This window comes from Rhodococcus sp. BS-15, assembly GCF_000813105.1.
Lineage (GTDB): Bacteria > Actinomycetota > Actinomycetes > Mycobacteriales > Mycobacteriaceae > Rhodococcoides.
In genome coordinates this window covers 18,394-36,293 of sequence record NZ_BAOX01000020.1, presented here as the reverse complement: position 1 = coordinate 36,293, position 17,900 = coordinate 18,394, and the positions used below count along the sequence as shown (strand labels likewise).

At 64.9% G+C, this 17,900-nt stretch carries 11 protein-coding genes, 3 pseudogenes and 1 riboswitch; of the genes and pseudogenes, 10 read left to right on the top strand and 4 right to left on the bottom strand.

Annotation, left to right across the window (positions count from 1 at the left end; translation table 11 throughout):
* A pseudogene (locus RHBS_RS04705) lies at positions 1-904 on the bottom strand (ABC transporter substrate-binding protein); the annotation flags it as partial.
* Positions 905-1,004: 100 nt separating this feature from the next.
* Positions 1,005-1,148, bottom strand: a riboswitch (cobalamin riboswitch).
* A 30-nt stretch (positions 1,149-1,178) separates the two neighbouring features.
* Positions 1,179-2,183: a dTDP-glucose 4,6-dehydratase gene (rfbB, locus tag RHBS_RS04700; protein ID WP_128644946.1), complete on the bottom strand. Its 1,005-nt coding sequence runs from the start codon at positions 2,181-2,183 to the stop codon at positions 1,179-1,181.
* Positions 2,184-2,408: 225 nt separating this feature from the next.
* Between rfbB and rfbA the strand changes: the two genes are divergently transcribed.
* Both rfbA and RHBS_RS04690 read left to right on the top strand, forming a co-directional pair.
* A complete protein-coding gene (gene rfbA / locus RHBS_RS04695) occupies positions 2,409-3,281 on the top strand; it encodes a glucose-1-phosphate thymidylyltransferase RfbA (protein ID WP_128644945.1) in 873 nt (290 codons plus the stop codon).
* Positions 3,278-3,862: a dTDP-4-dehydrorhamnose 3,5-epimerase family protein gene (locus RHBS_RS04690; protein ID WP_121871833.1), complete on the top strand. Its 585-nt coding sequence runs from the start codon at positions 3,278-3,280 to the stop codon at positions 3,860-3,862. The genes rfbA and RHBS_RS04690 overlap by 4 nt, the downstream gene beginning before the upstream one ends.
* A gap of 184 nt (positions 3,863-4,046) precedes the next feature.
* On the opposite strand, the gene RHBS_RS04685 is transcribed toward RHBS_RS04690, so the two are convergent.
* Complete coding sequence (locus RHBS_RS04685; RefSeq protein ID WP_121872870.1) at positions 4,047-4,565, bottom strand: GtrA family protein; 519 nt, start codon at positions 4,563-4,565, stop codon at positions 4,047-4,049.
* A 47-nt stretch (positions 4,566-4,612) separates the two neighbouring features.
* Here RHBS_RS04685 and RHBS_RS04680 point away from each other — a divergent pair, with 47 nt between their 5' ends.
* Genes RHBS_RS04680 through RHBS_RS04670 form a run of 3 tightly spaced genes read left to right on the top strand, consistent with a single transcriptional unit; the run spans position 4,613 to position 8,720 of the window.
* Positions 4,613-6,064 (top strand): FAD-binding oxidoreductase, encoded by a 1,452-nt coding sequence (locus RHBS_RS04680; RefSeq protein WP_121871832.1) that lies wholly within the window; start codon positions 4,613-4,615, stop codon positions 6,062-6,064.
* A complete protein-coding gene (locus tag RHBS_RS04675) occupies positions 6,061-6,825 on the top strand; it encodes a decaprenylphospho-beta-D-erythro-pentofuranosid-2-ulose 2-reductase (RefSeq protein WP_121871831.1) in 765 nt (254 codons plus the stop codon). The genes RHBS_RS04680 and RHBS_RS04675 overlap by 4 nt, the downstream gene beginning before the upstream one ends.
* Positions 6,826-6,830: 5 nt before the next feature.
* Positions 6,831-8,720 (top strand): galactan 5-O-arabinofuranosyltransferase, encoded by a 1,890-nt coding sequence (locus RHBS_RS04670; protein ID WP_121871830.1) that lies wholly within the window; start codon positions 6,831-6,833, stop codon positions 8,718-8,720.
* 11 nt (positions 8,721-8,731) lie between these two features.
* Here the strand turns inward: RHBS_RS04670 and RHBS_RS04665 are convergent, their stop codons facing one another.
* Entirely contained in the window at positions 8,732-9,742 is a 1,011-nt protein-coding gene (locus RHBS_RS04665) for an AraC family transcriptional regulator (RefSeq protein ID WP_183130343.1), read from the bottom strand.
* Positions 9,743-9,839: 97 nt separating this feature from the next.
* On the opposite strand from RHBS_RS04665, the gene RHBS_RS04660 reads away from it, so the two are divergent.
* From RHBS_RS04660 to RHBS_RS31425, 5 genes and pseudogenes are all read left to right on the top strand, one after another.
* Entirely contained in the window at positions 9,840-10,160 is a 321-nt protein-coding gene (locus tag RHBS_RS04660; protein WP_121871829.1) for a 2Fe-2S iron-sulfur cluster-binding protein, read from the top strand.
* A 23-nt stretch (positions 10,161-10,183) separates the two neighbouring features.
* Entirely contained in the window at positions 10,184-11,575 is a 1,392-nt protein-coding gene (locus RHBS_RS04655) for a cytochrome P450 (RefSeq protein ID WP_121871828.1), read from the top strand.
* Positions 11,572-12,764: pseudogene (locus RHBS_RS04650) on the top strand (NAD(P)/FAD-dependent oxidoreductase). The gene RHBS_RS04655 and the pseudogene RHBS_RS04650 overlap by 4 nt, the downstream one beginning before the upstream one ends.
* A 107-nt stretch (positions 12,765-12,871) precedes the next feature.
* Complete coding sequence (locus RHBS_RS04645) at positions 12,872-14,641, top strand: glycosyl transferase (RefSeq protein ID WP_121871826.1); 1,770 nt, start codon at positions 12,872-12,874, stop codon at positions 14,639-14,641.
* A pseudogene (locus tag RHBS_RS31425) lies at positions 14,619-17,831 on the top strand (arabinosyltransferase domain-containing protein). Before RHBS_RS04645 ends, RHBS_RS31425 begins: the two are co-directional and overlap by 23 nt.
* Positions 17,832-17,900 lie beyond the last annotated feature (69 nt).

Here is a 17,900-nt window from a genome sequence, read left to right as displayed (position 1 = left end):
GAAGTCGTCGAGCGGAACGACCACGAAGTTGTCTTGTTGCACCGCCGGCGTCGTCGCCATGATCGGCTGACTCTTCAAGAAGTCGATCTTCCCCTGCGCGGACGTATCGCCGTAGTCGAGGACCACGATGGCCTCTGGAGCCCGTTCGCCGACGAGTTCCCACGTCGTACCCAGGTACGGCCGGTCTCCCTCTACGAAGATGTTCTCGGCTCGGGCGTGATCGGCGATGAGTTGCCCGACTCCCACGCCTCCGACTGTCGTGGGCTCGCTCTCGCCCGAGTCGTAGAAGAACGTGGGTGTGGGGGGCGACGCCGTCGAGCGCGTCGTCGATCTCGGCGAGCCCGCTGATCACGCCCTCGGTGATGCCCCGCGCCGCGTCGGCCACACCCAGGATGTCGCCCAGTTGCGCGTAGTCCGTCTCCAGCATGCCGATATCGGCGAGACCTGTGCCGCAATATTCGGAGAACAGGAACGTCGGGATGTCGAGCTCGGCGAACGACGCGCGCGAGCGACCTTCCTTGTCGTCGAACGCGCTACGCATACCGCCTACGACGAGATCCGGGTCCAGGTCGAGGATCTGCTCCTTGGTCGGATACTCGTCGGCGAGGCCGTCTATCGACGCGAACTCGTCGGCCGTCTCCGGCGTCGGAACGGCATTGCGATACCCCATCCCGACGATCCGATCTGCAACGCCCATCTCGATGAGGACCTCGGTGACGTGGTCGTTCATCGAAACGATGCGCTGAGGCGGGGCCTCGAACCGCTGCACGATGTCGCAGTTCGTCACCTCGACGGGCTGATCGAACGATGCTGTCTGCGCTGCATCGGCGGGGGCGTCACCGCGGGAACATCCGGCGAGCAGGACAGCCGCGGCGAGAACGGCGATGTAGGTGGAGCGTGACATGAGGACCTCACTTCGAGCTCAGAGCCACGAAATGAAAGTCGGGTGCGCAGCACGAAGCAGCCACGCGCAGGACTGCCGATTCGTAGACCACGACGAATAGGTGTGTCGCACACCAGCCGCTGGGTAATCGGGCTCGCCACCTGTATCGGTGGCCCACCGTTGCGGGTCAGCGCCGGATTTCGACCGGCTTCCCCCATTGCGACTGGCTTGCTTGTGTTCGCCTCGCAGTATGCATCACCGTGTCGAACCCGTGTGAGCGCGCCTCCCGTGTCGGTCAGGGCAGTACGGACTCTTTCGCCGCGTAGACGGCCTCGGTGGCGTCTTTCTGCGGTCGCCACCACTGTTCGTTCTCGCGGTACCAGTCGACAGTTGCTTTCAGGCCGGCACGGAAGTCGACATAGGTTGGTGTCCAACCCAATTCGGTACGCAGCTTGGTCGAGTCGATGGCATAGCGCAGGTCGTGGCCGGGGCGGTCGGTGACGAAATCGAAGGCGTCTGGCGCGTTGCCGGTTTCCTCGAGGATCGCTTCGAGGACGGTGCGATTGTTCGCCTCGCCGTCGGCTCCGATGAGGTAGGTCTCGCCGATGCGCCCGCCGTCGATGATGGCCCAGACAGCGCTGTTGTGATCGTCGACGTGGATCCAGTCGCGCACGTTCTGACCTGCCCCGTAGAGCTTGGGGCGGGAGCCGCTGAGGATGTTGGTGATCTGACGCGGAATGAACTTCTCCACGTGCTGGTACGGGCCGTAGTTGTTCGAGCAGTTCGAGATGGTGGACCGGACGCCGAACGAGCGGGTCCAGGCGCGCACCAGCAGATCGCTCGAGGCCTTGGTCGACGAGTACGGGCTCGACGGGTTGTACGGGGTCGATTCGGTGAACCGCGCCGGGTCGTCGAGTTCGAGGTCGCCGTAGACCTCGTCGGTGGAGATGTGGTGGTAGCGGACGTCGTGTTCACGGACCGCATTGAGCAAGGTGGTGGTGCCGATGACGTTGGTGTGTACGAACGGCCACGGGTCGGTCAACGAGTTGTCGTTGTGGGATTCGGCGGCGAAGTGCACGACCAGATCCGTTTCGCGCACGAGGCGGTCGACGAGGTCGGCGTCGGCAATGTCTCCGTGGACGAAGTCGATGCGATCGGCCACCGGGTCGAGGGAGGCCTTGTTGCCTGCGTAGGTGAGCTTGTCGAGCACGGTGACCTGGGAGTCGAGGCGATGCGCGAGGGTCTGATGTACGAAGTTCGCGCCGATGAACCCGGCCCCACCCGTGACGAGAATTCTCATGAACAGGCACTTTACCGGCGGAGGCTCGTGCGGGCCGGTCTTGTCGCGGCCACCGGCCACACCGGCGAGGGTGTCGCTGCACGGGATGCTCCACTCGACGCCCCAGCGGTGAGGATCCCGGCGATGAGACCTTCGAGTGGAGCGAAAGTTACCCTTTCGAATCCCGTACGCGTTGGGACAGCACAACCGCGCGCTCGACCGGAGGGTCTGGAAGACTTCGCGGTCATGCGGGGAATCATTCTGGCGGGCGGCACGGGCTCGCGTCTTCATCCGATCACGATGGGGGTCAGCAAGCAGCTGGTCCCGGTCTACGACAAACCGATGATCTACTACCCGCTCTCGACACTGATCCTGGCCGGGATCCGCGAGATCCTCATCATCACCACACCCCAGGACGCCGACCAATTCACCCGCCTGCTCGGCGACGGCTCCCAATTCGGCATCGAACTGACCTACAAGGTCCAACACGAGCCGAATGGCCTCGCCCAAGCGTTCGTGTTGGGTGCCGAGCACATCGGCACCGACTCCGCGGCATTGGTGTTGGGCGACAACATCTTCTACGGGCCCGGCCTGGGCACCCAACTGTCCCGCTTCGACACCATCGACGGCGGAGCGGTATTCGCCTACGAAGTCTCCGACCCCACCGCCTACGGCGTCATCGAATTCGACGCGAACCGAAAAGCCATCTCCCTCGAGGAGAAGCCGGCCGTCCCGAAATCGAACTACGCCGTGCCGGGTCTGTACTTCTACGACAACGACGTCATCGCCATCGCCCGCGACCTGCAGCCGTCCGCGCGCGGGGAGTACGAGATCACCGACGTCAACCGCCACTACCTCGACGCCGGCCGCCTCCAGGTCGAAGTCCTCCCGCGCGGTACCGCCTGGCTCGACACCGGCACCTTCGACTCCCTCCTCGACGCCTCGAATTATGTGCGCACCATCGAGCAACGCCAAGGCCTCAAGATCGGGTCCCCCGAAGAGGTGGCGTGGCGACGCGGGTTCATCACCGACGACGAACTGCGCGCCCGGGCGGAGACACTCGTCAAGTCCGGGTACGGCCGCTACCTGCTGGATCTGATCGACCGAGGGAACCGATGACCTTTCGTGAGTTGAGCATCGCCGGTGCCTACGAGTACACCCCACGTCAGTTCGGTGACGACCGCGGTGTGTTCTTCGAATGGTTCAAAGCCAGCCTCTTCGAGGAGACGACCGGGCGGTCGTTGGACCTGCTGCAGGCGAACTGCTCGGTCTCCGCCGCCGGCGTCCTGCGCGGGATTCACTTCACCACCAACCCGCCCGGGCAGGCGAAATACGTCACCTGCGCCCGCGGGGCCTTCCTCGATGTGATCGTCGACCTCCGCGTCGGGTCACCGACCTTCGGGCAGTGGGACAGCGTGCTGATCGACGACATCGACCGCAAGGCGGTGTTCCTCTCCGAAGGACTCGGCCACGCCATCCTCTCCCTGGAAGACAACTCGACCGTGATGTACCTGTGCAGCCTCGAGTACACCCCGGCCCTGGACCGCGACATCAACCCACTCGACCCGGCCCTGGGCATCGACTGGCCCACCACCGCCCGCGACGGATCACCGTTGACCTACGAGCTCTCCGACAAAGACAAAGCCGCCCCCACCCTCGCCGAAGCCCTCGAACGAGGAGACCTCCCGGACTTGTCGTGAGCGGCGGGACGAGGCGGCCACGCCGGATCGGGCAAACGCGCTCGCGTTCGTCAGGCGCGCGCAGAATCGCCCGTGTCCGCGAGCGAGAATGCGCGCGTCTGGCAAGTGCGCGCGCGTTTGCGAAACCCTGGGGCGAACCCGCGCTTGCGAACCCGGGGGCGAACCCGGGGGCGAACCCGGAGGCTCAGCGGATCTTGAAGATCACGAATCGCTGAACGAGGAAGTTGATGACCGTCGCCGTGCCCTGTGCGATGACGAAGGCCACGTTGGCGTACCAGAAGCCGTCGGGAAGAGCCTGGTAGAGCCAGGTGTAGATGCCGACCTGGACGGCGAAGGTGACGCCGTACAGCGCGACGACGGCGAAGAACCTGGCCCGTGACGGAGCCGCGTTGAAGGTCCAGCGGCGGTTGATCAGATAGGCCGTCGTCGTTCCGAGTACGAAGCCGATCGCCTTGGCCAGCGTCACACCGACGCCGAACACGAAATGCAGGATCAGGTTGACGCCCTGGTCGACGATCGCCGACAGCACACCCGTCGCCAGGAACCGCAGCACCTGCGTCTTGAGATCGAGGGCTGCGTCGGCGATGTTCTCGGTCAGCGGCAGCTCGACGGGCAGCGGGACGTGATGCTGCAACTCTTCGTCCTGGGGCGACCAGTCGTCGTCCGTCGAGCCTTCTTCTGCGGAGCGGTCGGGGGTGGACACGAGGACTGACACTAGCCGCTGCTGCGGTGCGGGTACCCTCTTGAGCGATGTCCACGACAGCCGACGACGCACTCTTCCCCCTGGAACCACAGGCCGGGAACACTGCGCCGCTACCCACGCAGACCCGCACAATCTCCGGATTCGGCCGCACCGCGCGCTCGACCGGGGAGGTGCTCGCCACCTCCGACCCCGAGCTCATCGCGAACGCGGTCAAGCAGGTCGCCGAGCAGAACGACTCCAAGCCGTCCTACCTGCGACGCGGTGTCATCCCTCGCGGCCTCGGCCGCTCCTACGGTGACAACGCGCAGAACTCCGGCGGCCTCGTCATCGACATGACGGCACTGAACCGCATCTACAGCATCGACACGTCGACGCGCATCGTCGATCTCGACGGTGGCGTCAGCCTCGACCAGCTGATGCGGGCGGCGTTGCCGTTCGGACTGTGGGTACCGGTGCTGCCGGGTACGCGCCAGGTCACGATCGGTGGTGCCATCGGCTGCGACATCCACGGCAAGAACCATCACAGCGCGGGTAGCTTCGGCAACCACGTCCGCTCGATGGAGCTGCTCACTGCAGACGGTCAGATCCGCCACCTGACGCCGTCGGGCAAGAACGCCAAACTCTTCTGGGCGACGGTCGGAGGCAACGGCCTGACCGGCATCATCCTGCGCGCGACGATCGAGATGACGCCGACGGAAACGGCCTACTTCATCAATGACGGCATCCGCACCGAGAGCCTCAACGAGACCGTCGCCGCTCACCAGGACGGAACCGAGGACAACTACACGTACTCGAGCGCGTGGTTCGACGTCATGAGCGGCCCGCCCAAGCTCGGCCGCGCGACGATCACTCGCGGCTCGCTGGCAAAGTTCGACGAACTTCCCGCGAAGCTGCAGAAGGATCCGCTCAAGTTCGACGCACCTCAGCTGTTGACGGTGCCGGACGTCTTTCCGATCAGCGGCTTGAACAAGCTGTCGATGAGCATGATCGGCGAGGCCTACTATCGAATGGGCGGTAACTACACCGGCAAGGTGCAGAACCTCACGCAGTTCTACCACCCACTCGACCTCGTCGGTGAGTGGAACAGGGGCTACGGCCCCAAGGGATTTCTGCAGTATCAGTTCCTCGTTCCGACCGAGGCGCTCGAAGAGTTCAAGGACATCATCCGGTTCATCCAGCGTTCGGGCCAGTACTCGGCACTGAACGTCTTCAAGCTGTTCGGGCCGGGAAACAAAGCGCCGCTGAGCTTTCCGATGGCCGGTTGGAACGTAGCGATGGACTTCCCGATCAAGGCAGGTCTCAACGAGATGGTCCGCGAGCTCGACAAGCGCGTCCTCGAGTTCGGTGGTCGTCTCTACACCGCGAAGGACTCGCGCACCGACGCCGAGACCTTCCACTCGATGTACCCGCGGATCGACGAATGGATCAAGGTTCGCCGATCCGTTGACCCCACAGGCGTTTTCGCCTCCGATATGGCAAGAAGGTTGGAACTGCTGTGACGATAGATGCCGTCGGTAACCCCCAGACGATTCTGGTTCTGGGTGGCACCAGCGAGATCGGTCTCGCGATCACCGAGGAGTACCTGTCGAAGTCACCGGCACGTGTCATCCTCGCCGCGCTGCCGAACGATCCGCTTCGCGAGAGCGCCGTCGCACAGCTGACGGCCAAGGGCGCGAAGGCCGTCGACGTCATCGACTTCGATGCACTCGACACCGCCTCGCACCCGAAGGTCATCGACGCCGCCTGGGCCAAGGGTGACGTCGACGTCGCCATCGTCGCCTTCGCCGTCGACTTCGATGCCGAGCAGCTCTGGCAGGACCAGCGCAAGGCCGTCCTCGCCGCGAACATCAACTACACCGCCTCCGTCTCGGTCGGCGTGTTGCTGGGCGAGAAGATGAAGGCGCAGGCCTACGGCCGCATCATCGTCATGTCCTCGGTGGCAGGCGAGCGGGTTCGCCGCTCCAACTTCGTCTACGGCTCCACCAAGGCAGGACTCGACGGGTTCTACCTCGGACTCGGAGAAGCGTTGCGCGAGTTCGGACCTCGGGTCACCGTGGTTCGCCCGGGTATGGTGCGCACCAAGTTCAGCGCGCACGTCAAGGAAGCCCCGATGACGGTCGACAAGGAGGTCATCGCGAAGCTCGCGGTGAACGCGTCGCGCAAGGGCACTCCGCTCATCTGGACTCCCGCGCCCTGGCGTCTGGTGATGATGGTGCTGCGGCACGTACCGCGGCCGATCTTCCGCAAGCTGCCCATCTGATTTCGATGACAATCGGGGTTGCACCGGCTCGGAGAACCGCCTCTGCCGTCGGCGAGATCGCTGCCGGTGTTCTTGTCGCCGTCGTGGTGGCGGCGGTCGGGTTGTACGCTTTCTCACTGGTTCAGTGGCCTGCGTTCAACTCGTCCAACGTCACTCGCGCCATCACGACGCTCGGCCAGGTGGTTGCGGCAGCACTGTTCGCCACGTCGATCTACCTGTACCGGATTCACAAGTGGCCGTGGATCGCTCGGCTCGCGGCGTGGATCGGGCTGAGCGGATTCGTCACCGTCACCCTCGGGATGCCGCTGGCTGCAACCAAGCTCTACTTGTTCGGCATCTCCGTCGACCAGGAGTTTCGCACCGAATACCTGACGCGGCTGACCGATTCGGCGTCGTTGCGCGACATGACGTACGCCGACATTCCGCCGTTCTACCCCGCAGGCTGGTTCTGGCTCGGCGGACGCGTGGGCAACATCCTGGGCATGGACGGCTGGGAAGTGTTCAAGCCCTACGCAATCGGGCTGCTAGCCGTTACCGCCGTCGTGTCATTCGTGCTGTGGAAGGCCCTCATCCGAGCCGACTGGGCCGTCGCCGTCAGCGCCGTCACCACCGCACTCGTCGTCGCCCACGCCTCCCCCGAGGCATACAGCGCCGTGATCGTGATGCTCTTCGCTCCGGCACTGGTCCTCGCGTGGGGAGCGCTGCACCGCACTGCATCGGGCGGGTGGGGAGCGGTGGTCGGCACCGGACTCTTCCTCGGCCTGGCTGCGACGTTCTACACCCTGTATCTCGGTCTGGCGGCGTTCACCGTCGTACTCATGGCGTTGTTCGCCGCCGTCCTCGCCTATCGCGAGCGGAGGTCCTGGAAAGTACTGGTTCCCATCGCGATCAAGGTCGCCGCAATCGCTGCGATTTCGGGCCTCATCGCCGCGACCGTGTGGCTGCCGTATCTGATCGACTTCCTGCGCGGCGCACCGTCCACATCGGGCACGGCACTGCACTACCTGCCCGAAGCCGGTGCGACGCTTCCCTTCCCGATGTTCGAGTTCTCCCTGATGGGCGTGCTGTGCCTCATCGGCACAGTGTGGGTGGCGGTGCGGTTCTCGTCCTCACGCCGAGCGCAGGCACTCGGCGTCGGCGTCGTATCGATCTACCTGTGGACTCTGCTGTCCATGGCCGCGACGGCGGCGGGCACCACCCTGCTCTCGTTCCGTCTCGAAGCGGTGCTGATCGTATTGCTGGGCAGCGCGGGCGTTTTCGGCTTCCTCGAAGGCAGTCACGCGATCTATCAGGCAATCAACGAGCCACCGAAGTTCCGCATCGCCGCTGTCGTCGTAGCGGCCATCGGTGCCATGACCTACGCGCAGAACATCCCCCAGGTACTGCAGACCGAGATCACCGTCGCGTACTCCGACACCGACGGTGACGGCACCCGCGCCGACATGCGTCCGCCGAGCGCGGTCTCGTACTACCGCGAGGTCGACGCCGCCTTGACCGAGCAGACCCAGCGTCCGCGGGACGAGACCGTCGTACTGACCGCAGACACGTCTTTCCTCAGCTACTACCCGTACTTCGGCTTCCAGGGATTGACCTCGCACTACGCCAACCCACTGGCGCAGTTCGATCAGCGGGCCGAGGCCATCGAGCAGTGGACCGAACTCGAGACGCCCGATCAGTTGGTGGACGCGCTGGAGACCAGCCAGTGGCGCGCGCCGGATGCGTTCCTGTTCCGCCGCGGCGCGGACGGCTACACGTTGAGACTGGCCGAGGACGTCTACCCGAACGACCCGAACGTGCGCCGCTACACCGTCACCTTCCCCGATTCACTGTTCGAGGACCCACGCTTCACCGTGACCGATATCGGCCCCTTCGCTCTGGTGGTGCGCACGAGTTGAACGCGACCGCATTACCTCGGCGATGCGGTGTGAGATCGAAATTCCCTCGGTGAGCGTCCGGTCCATCGCGTGAAGGCGTGCGAGAAACTGGCGACGTCGCTGTAGCCGAGTTCGGCAGCGATCTCCCCTACCGTCACCGAACTGTCGAGCAGACGCACGGTCGCGCGCTCCTGAAGGAACGCCTGGCGCAGCGCACGGAACGTGGTTCCCTCGTTGCCGAGTTTCCGTTTGAGGGTACTGGTCGAGGTGGCCATTCTCCGCGCACAGTGCGCACAGTTCGTGCAGTCGCGGTCGGCGTCGAACAGCGCGCGCACGGTGTCCGTGTACGACTTCGTACGACGGCCGTCGACAGCCTTCTTCAGTTCCGCGATCCCGAGTTGATACGACAACGAATCGGAGAACCGGCACGCCTCGGCGAGGATGGCCGCAGGCACGAAGACGAACGGTGACGGCGCATCGAACACGATGCTCCGGATCTCGTCGTCGTCGAGCGTATCCCGCTCCGGGGCCGGGATATCGAGGTGAAGTTCGACCGCGTGCGCGGAGCCGGCGAGCATGCCGATCAAACGAAGAAGGCACGAACCGGCGTACGCGACAGCGATGCTGTCGAGTCCGTCGTCCCCCGTGCGCCCGGCGAGTCCGATGGTCAACCCTCGATCGGTGTGGTGGATGTGCACGGCGAGAGCCGTCGAGATCAGAGGGAGGAACTCGAGCAACTCGACCATCTCTGCCACCGATCCGGCACTGATCAGCGGAAGACTGAGTCGGCCGAACGACGTGGGCTGCACATATCGCGCGAACGTCGCGCCGAGCCGGAACCCCTGTTGGCGGTCGAGGTCCGGGTACACCTCCCGAAACCACCGCAGCGGCACCTGGCCGTCGCGGGTGACCAGCTCCGTCATGCTGACGCCGTCACGCACCAGGATGCGTCGGAACGCCGCCTCGGCCCGCTCGCCCAGCGCGCCGCTGCCGAGCAGCTGTGCGAAGGCAAGCGGGGGCACTCCGGACTCCACGACTCCCACGTGAGCCAAATTAACAACAAAACGACGCGTTCGAGCCTGGTTCGGGAACCCCGTCGCAGAGAGACTTGGAACACAGTTACTCAGCGAGGAGAACACCATGGCCGACGTCACCTTTGTCACGCACGACGGCGAGAAGCACGAGGCGCCGCTGACCGAGGGCACATCCCTCATGCAGATTGCCGTCGACAACGCAATCCCGGGTATCGACGGGGACTGTGGCGGCGAAGCAGCCTGCGGAACCTGTCACGTCGTTGTCGACAGCGCATGGAGCGACGTCGTCGGCACCAACGACGAGGTCGAGGAAGACATGCTCGCCATGAACCCCGAGCGTGAACCGACATCTCGGTTGTCGTGCCAGATGACCGCGCGCGAATCCTGGGACGGCTTGACCGTTCGCGTTCCCGAATTCCAGATCTGACCTGCGGCCCGGAGGAGAGAAAAATGAGTATCACCGACACCGTCGCGACCACCGCGAGATCCGTCATCCCGATGGAACTGCAGATCCGCGGCGCGCACCTCTACGACAAGACGCGCCGGATCGTGACCCGCACCGACGGCCAGGTCATGTTCACCGAGACCCCCATACCGCCCGTCGACGAGGTCGATCTCGCCGATATCGACCTGAGTAACCCGTTTCTGTACCGCCAGGGGCTCTGGAAGTCGTACTTCGAGCGCGTCCGCAACGAAGCGCCGGTGCACTTCCAGCCGAACAGCCCGTTCGGGCCGTTCTGGTCGGTCACCCGACATGCCGACATCATCGCCGTCGACAAGAACCACAAGGTGTTCTCGGCGGAGCCGTTCATCATCATCGGCAAGCCTCCGCGCTTCATGGATATCGCCATGTTCATCGCGATGGACCCCCCGCGTCACGACTCTCAGCGCGCCGCGGTCCAAGGGGTGGTGGCCCCGAAAAACCTCCGCGAGATGGAGGACCTGATCCGGTCCCGGGTTCAGGAAGTCCTCGACAACCTTCCCGTGAACCAGTCGTTCGATTGGGTTCGCACGGTGTCCGTCGAACTCACGGCACGGATGCTGGCGACGTTGCTCGATTTCCCGTACGAGCAGCGACACAAGCTCGTCGAGTGGTCGGACCTGGCGACGGCAATGGAACAGACGAACGGTGGCCCCTCGGACAACGACGAGGTGTTCGGTGCCATGGTCGACGCAGCCAAGGGGCTGAGCGCTCTCTGGCACGACAAGGCCGCTCGGAAAGCAGCAGGAGAAGAGCCCGGCTTCGACCTGATCTCGTTGCTGCAAGCCAACGACGACACGAAGGACCTCATCGACCGGCCGCTGGAGTTCCTGGGAAATCTCACCCTGCTCATCGTCGGCGGCAACGACACCACACGTAACTCGATGAGCGGTGGAGTGTTGGCGCTCAACGAGTTTCCCGATCAGTTCGACAAGCTCAAGGCGAATCCCGATCTCGTGCCCGGCATGGTGTCGGAGATCATCCGCTGGCAGACCCCGCTGGCCTACATGCGCAGGATCGCGAAGGAAGACACCATCCTGAACGGCCAGTTCATCCGCAAGGGCGACAAAGTGGTCATGTGGTACGCATCCGGCAACCGCGACGAGCGCGTGTTCGATCGGCCGGACGACTTCGTCATCGACCGCAAGAACGCCCGCAACCACATCGCGTTCGGGTTCGGCGTGCACCGGTGCATGGGCAACAGGCTCGCCGAGATGCAACTCCGAATCCTCTGGGAAGAACTCCTGGTTCGCTTCGAGAACATCGAGGTGGTCGGTGAACCCGAATACGTTCAATCGAACTTCGTGCGGGGTATCGCAAAGATGATGGTCACGCTTACCCCGAAAGTGCAGGCGCAGTGACGACTGATCGTGCGGTGATCATCGGCGCCAGCCACGCCGGCGCTCAGCTCGCCGCACATCTGCGGCGCGAGAAGTGGGCGGGGGGATGTCGTTCTCATCGGTGACGAGGGGACATTGCCCTACCAACGTCCCCCCGTTGTCGAAGGCCTATCTGGCCGGCACCTCCACATTGGAGGCTCTGGCAATCCGCGGTGCGGACTTTTACGACAAGCAGAACATCGAGCTGGTCGATGGTTCGGTGAGCAGCATCGATCGTGAGGCTCGCACGGTCACGTTCGATACCGGAGTCACGCAGTCGTACAGCAAGCTCGCCCTGTGCACCGGTGCGCGAACTCGCCGATTGGCAACTCCCGGAGCAGATTTGGCGGGCATCCACTACCTGCGCACCGCCGCCGACTCCGCATCGCTACGCTCGGCCGCGACGCCGGGCACACGGGTAGTCGTCGTCGGCGGCGGTTACATCGGATTGGAAACGGCAGCGTCCCTCCGGGCATCGGGTCTCGATGTCACCGTCGTCGAGGCCGCGGAGCGTGTTCTGGAACGCGTCACCGCACCGGTGGTCTCAGAGTTCTTCACCCGAATCCACCGCGAGGCGGGCGTAGAGATTCGAACGCAGGCCCTCGTGGAGGAGTTCCGCGGAGACAGCCACGTGCGCGAGGTCGTGCTGGCCGGCGGAGACACCCTACCGGCAGATCTGGTCGTCATCGGCGTGGGCATCGTGCCCAACACCGAGCTCGCCGAATCGGCAGGAATCACCGTCGAGAACGGAATCGTCATCGACGATCGGGCACGCACCAACGATCCCGACATCGTCGCCGCCGGTGACTGCGCCTTCTTCGAGGTTCCACGCTACTCCCGACGCGTTCGCCTCGAATGCGTCTCCGCTGCAATCGAACACGCGAAGGTGGCGGCGTCGACCATGACCGGAGGGTCCGCCACCATCACCGCGCTTCCGTGGTTCTGGTCCGACCAGTACGACCTCAAGCTTCAGATCGCCGGCCTCAACACCGGATACGACGAGGTCGTCATCAACGGCGACCCGGAGCGCGATCGCGACTTCACCTGCTACTACCTCCGCAGCGGCCAACTCATCGCCGCAGACTGCATCAACCGTCCGCGCGATTTCATGAACAGCAAGAAGAAGATCGCCGAGCATTCCACAGTCGAACTCGCCGAATTGGTCAGATAGGAACTCGACGACCGCCGCCACCACCTCGCTGGGGGCCAGGATCCTCACCGTGTGACCCAGGTCGTTCGAGTTTTCGCCCACCGTGATCTTTCTGTAACCTCGACGCGATGACCACCCACGACCAGAGAGTTCTCGAGCGGCAGCCGACAACGGCACCGGCTCGACACTCCGGCGTCGGGCGTGGTGACGTCGTTGCGGCGGCCGCATTTCTGGTCGCGGCGGTCTACGTCCTGCAGGGCCAATGGCGCAATCTGGGTGGCGGCTACCTCTACAACAGCGGCCAGGACCAGACGATGTGGGAGTGGTTCTTTTCCGTCGCAGCGCATTCGGTTGCTTCACTGAGCAACCCCTTGGCGAGTGACCTGCAGAATTACCCGCTCGGGGTGAATCTGATGGCGAACACCGCGATGTTCGGCATCTCCATCCCGCTGGCCCCGATCACGTTGCTCTTCGGACCGACGGTGACCTGGGCAATTGCCCTCACCATCGGCCTCGCCGGCACATCGTTCGCGTGGTTCTGGCTGTTCTCCCGTCAACTGAACGCGTCCAAGGGTGCCGCGGCAATGGGCGGTGCGCTGTGCGGCTTTGCGCCCGGCGCCATTTCCCACGCCAACGGTCACCCCAATTTCGTGGTGCTGTTCCTGCTTCCGGTCATCGCGATGCTGGTCACCCGCATCGCCCACGGCGGCGGAACCACCAAGAACACCGTCGGACTCGGCCTGATCGTCGCACTGCAGATCCTGCTCGGCGAAGAACCGCTCCTGATCTTCGCGATATCGTTCGCCATCTTCGCCGTCGTCTACTACCTGTCGCGCCCGCGTTCGCTGTGGCCCGCCGTCCGCAACGCCGTTCCCCGACTCGCAGTGTCGGCCGGTATCGCGTTGACGCTCGTGGCGTTTCCGCTGTGGTGGCAGTTCTTCGGCCCGCAGTCGTACTCGTTCCTCGAACACGGGCCGATGGGCAACGACGCCAAAGCGCTGTTCCAGTTCCCGACGCAATCCCTCGGCGGCGAGGCGACGCCGGGGCAGAACGTCCGTATCAACGCCACCGAGGAGAACGCGTACTTCGGCTGGCCGCTGCTGGTGCTGTGCCTGATTGCAGCGGTGTGGATGTGGCGCGTCGCGTGTGCCCGTGCCGCCGCGGCCACCGCGATCGTCATGAGCGTGCTCTCGCTCGGCGCAACGCTGGTGATCGGCAAGAACGAGACCGGCATCACGCTGCCGTGGACGAAGCTCGCCGAGTACCCCCTCGTCGAATCCGTGCTCGAGACCCGCTTCGCGTTGGGCGCGGTTCCTGCCCTGGCCCTGCTGCTCGTCCTGGCCACCGATCGAACGTTCCGCAACGGACTTCGTCCGCTGCCTGCGTTCTGGATCGCCGGACTCGCCCTCGCGCTCGTACCCCTGATCCCGACGCCGCTGGTCACCGTCGACAAGTCTCCGACCCCGCAGTTCTTCGCCGACGGTGAGTGGAAGAACTACGTCGACGACGGTTCCGTCGTCACCGTTCCCCTTCCGCGACCCGAGGACGCCCGCCCGCTGCGCTGGCAGATGGACGCCGACATGGGCTTCAAGCTCGCCGCCGGCTACTTCGTCGGGCCGAGCGACAAGGAAGACAAGGTCGCCAAGTACGGAGCCGTCGACCGTCCGACCGCGCTGCTGCTCGGCTCGGTCTACGACTCGGGCAGCGTCCCCGAGATCACCGCGGATCAACGCACTCAGGCAGCGCAGGACATGGCCTTCTGGGAGGCCGACGTCGTGGTGCTGCCGCCGAGCAAGAACACCATAGCCCTGCGCACCACCGTCACCGACCTCGTCGGTGTCGAGCCTCGATACACCGGCGGCGTGTGGGTGTGGGATGTGCGGACGCTCGTCCCATAGCATCGTCGGCGTGCCCGAGACCGCTCCGAACCTCAAGACCTCCCGGCTGATAGCGATCGTCACCGGCATCATCGGTGCGATTCTCGCCATCGCGACTCCACTGCTGCCGGTTCAACAGGACGTTGCCACCCTCTCGTGGCCGCAGAGCTCGTTCGGCAGCGTCAATGCCCCGCTGGTGAGCTACTCGCCCGTCGACTTCGAAGCAACCGTTCCGTGCAGCGCGGCCACTGCTCTCGCCGACGGCGGCACACTGATTTCCACCGCACCCATCGCGGCTGCGAAGACCGAGCAGAAGGCACTGATCGTGCGGGTCGACGACGGCCGACTGCAGGTTCTGCTGCGTGAGCGCGTCCTCGCCGAAACTCCCGTTTCCGAGCTGTCCGAGAACTGCGCACTGACGGTGTCCTCGAACGCCGCCAGCACCGTCGTCGACCTCGACGGCGAGCCAAGCACCGTGGACGGCGACATCCGCCCGCAGGTCGTCGGCATCTACACCGACCTCACCGCACCGGTCGACGGCCTGAACGTGCGCGCAGACATCGACTCGCGCTACTCCTCGAGCCCCACCACATTCAAGTTGCTGGCCATGATCGTCGGCGCGCTCGCTGTGATCGCATCCCTGTTCGCGCTGCACCGACTCGACAGCATGGACGGTCGACGCCACCGCCGATTCCTCCCCTCGCGCTGGAAGTCGATCACCGGCGTCGACGCGGTCGTGGTGGGTGTGCTGGTGCTGTGGCACTTCATCGGCGCGAACACCTCCGACGACGGCTACCTGCTCAACATGGCCCGCGTCTCCGAGAACGCCGGCTACATGGCCAACTACTTCCGCTGGTTCGGCGTCCCCGAAGCGCCGTTCGGCATGCCGTACTACGACATGCTCGCCGCACTCGCCAAGATCAGCACGGCCAGCATCTGGATGCGCTTGCCCGCTACCATCGCGGCGCTGCTGTGCTGGCTGGTCATCAGCCGCGAGGTCATCCCCCCGCCTCGGCCGCGCAGTGCTCACCAACCGCGTCGCACTGTGGACCGCCGGACTGGTATTCCTCGCGTTCTGGCTGCCCTACAACAACGGCTGCGCCCCGAACCTATCATCGCCCTCGGCGCACTGTTGACGTGGTGCTCGATCGAGCGCGCAATCGCCACCGGACGACTGTTGCCCGCCGCGGTCGGCACCTGATTGCCGCGCGTTCCTCGCTCGCCGCCGGACCGACCGGGCTGATCGCCGTCGCCGCGCTGCTCGCCGGACTGCGACCGCTGGTGATGATCGTCATCAAACGAGCGCGGAGAGGTGGGGCTGCTCGCAGTTCTCGCGCCGCTGGTGGCGTCGGGAACGGCGGTGCTGATCGCGATCTTCGCCGACCAGACTCTGAGCACCGTGCTCGAAGCGACCCGGGTGCGCTCGGCCATCGGACCGAACGTGCCGTGGTTCGAAGAACGCGTCCGCTGGGACGCACTGATGACCATCTCGCCCGACGGCTCGCTCGCCCGACGATTCGGCATGTTCGCGATGCTGCTGTGCATCGTCGTGTGTATCGCGGTGATGCTCCGCAAGAACGGACGCATCCCCGGGACCGCCACCGGGCCGTCGCGTCGGATCCTCGGAATCATCCTGGGCGCACTGGCTTTGATGATGTTCACGCCCACCAAGTGGACCCACCACTTCGGTGTGTACGCCGGTCTCGCGGCATCGTTGGCCGCGCTGGCCGCCGTTGCCGTGACCGCGGCGACCGTCCGTTCTCCGCGCAACAGAACACTGTTCACCGCCGCCGTGCTGTTCCTGACGGCGGTGGCATTCACCAGCTCCAACGGGTGGTGGTACGTCTCGAGCTACGGAATTCCATGGTTCGACAAACCGCCGTCCATTGCCGGAAAGGGCTTTTCGACGATCCTGCTCGGCCTGACGGTTCTGACGCTGCTCTACGCCGCCTATCAGCACGTCCGATTGCCTTATCGCAGAAAAGAACCCACCACGCGTCGACGCTTCGCGCCGTCCGCACTGACCATCGTCGCCGGCGGCGTCGTCGCCTTCGAGGTGCTCTCCTTCGTCAAAGGTGCTGTGGCGCAATACCCTGCATACTCGATCGCCCGCTCGAACTTCTCGGCGCTCGCCGGAAACTCGTGCGGACTAGCCGGTGACGTGCAGGTGGAAACCGACGTCAACGGCTCGGTCCTGCAACCGATCGATCCAGCGGCCGACGCCTTGGGTGCCGGTGGGAGTACCGGCTTCACCCCCGACGGCGTCGCCCAGGATCTGACCGCAGACTCCGAGGACACCGCCCAGGGCAGCGCCAACTCCATCCGACCCGAGGACTCCGAACAGAGCGCGGCGGCCACCTCGTCGAACTCTGCGGGCACCTCCGGCGGAACCAACGAGAACGTCGGAATCAACGGCAGCACAGTCGCTTTGCCGTTCGGCTTGAATCCTGCCACCACTCCGGTACTGGGCAGCTTCGGAGCCACCGAGCCCGAATCGCTGACCTCCGGCTGGTACCAGCTTTCCGACACCGACCGCGGCGACCTGATCGCCATCGCCGCCGCAGGCCGCATCCGCTCGGTGGACAAGGACGGCATCGTCAGCCCGGGCCAACGCGTCGAACTGGAGTATGGACGCCGCGACGGCGATGACGTGCTCGCGCTGGGACGGATCACCCCACTCGACATCGGTCCGTCGCCGTCGTGGCGCAACCTGCGGGTCCCGATGAACGATCTTCCGGCCGACGCGGACGTCGTGCGCATCGCCGCCGAGGACAACGACCTGGCCGGCGATCAATGGCTCGCCGTCACCCCACCGCGCGTCCCGAAGACACAGACGCTCAACTCGTTGGTCGGATCGACCGATCCGGTGTTGCTGGACTGGGCCGTCGGACTCGCGTTTCCGTGCCAGCGCCCGTTCGATCATCGCGACGGCGTCGCCGAGGTACCGCAGTACCGCATCCTGCCCGACCGCACCGGTGCCGAATCCACCAACGCCTGGCAGGACTCGATCGGCGGCGGCCCGCTCGGCTGGACGGAACTGCTTCTCGGTGCACAGACACTGCCGTCGTATCTCGCCGACGACTACTCCCGAGACTGGGGATCCATCGAGAGATACATGCCACTCGATCCCGACGCGGCGACGGCCGATATCGCCGTCGAGCAGCGGTCTCGGTCCGGATTGGCCAGCGACGGACCGATGAAAACAGACTGATTCCCTGGTTCTGGAACTATTCCGGGGACGGTGCCTGTGTGACCTCTTCGTCACGCTCGCATAACATCG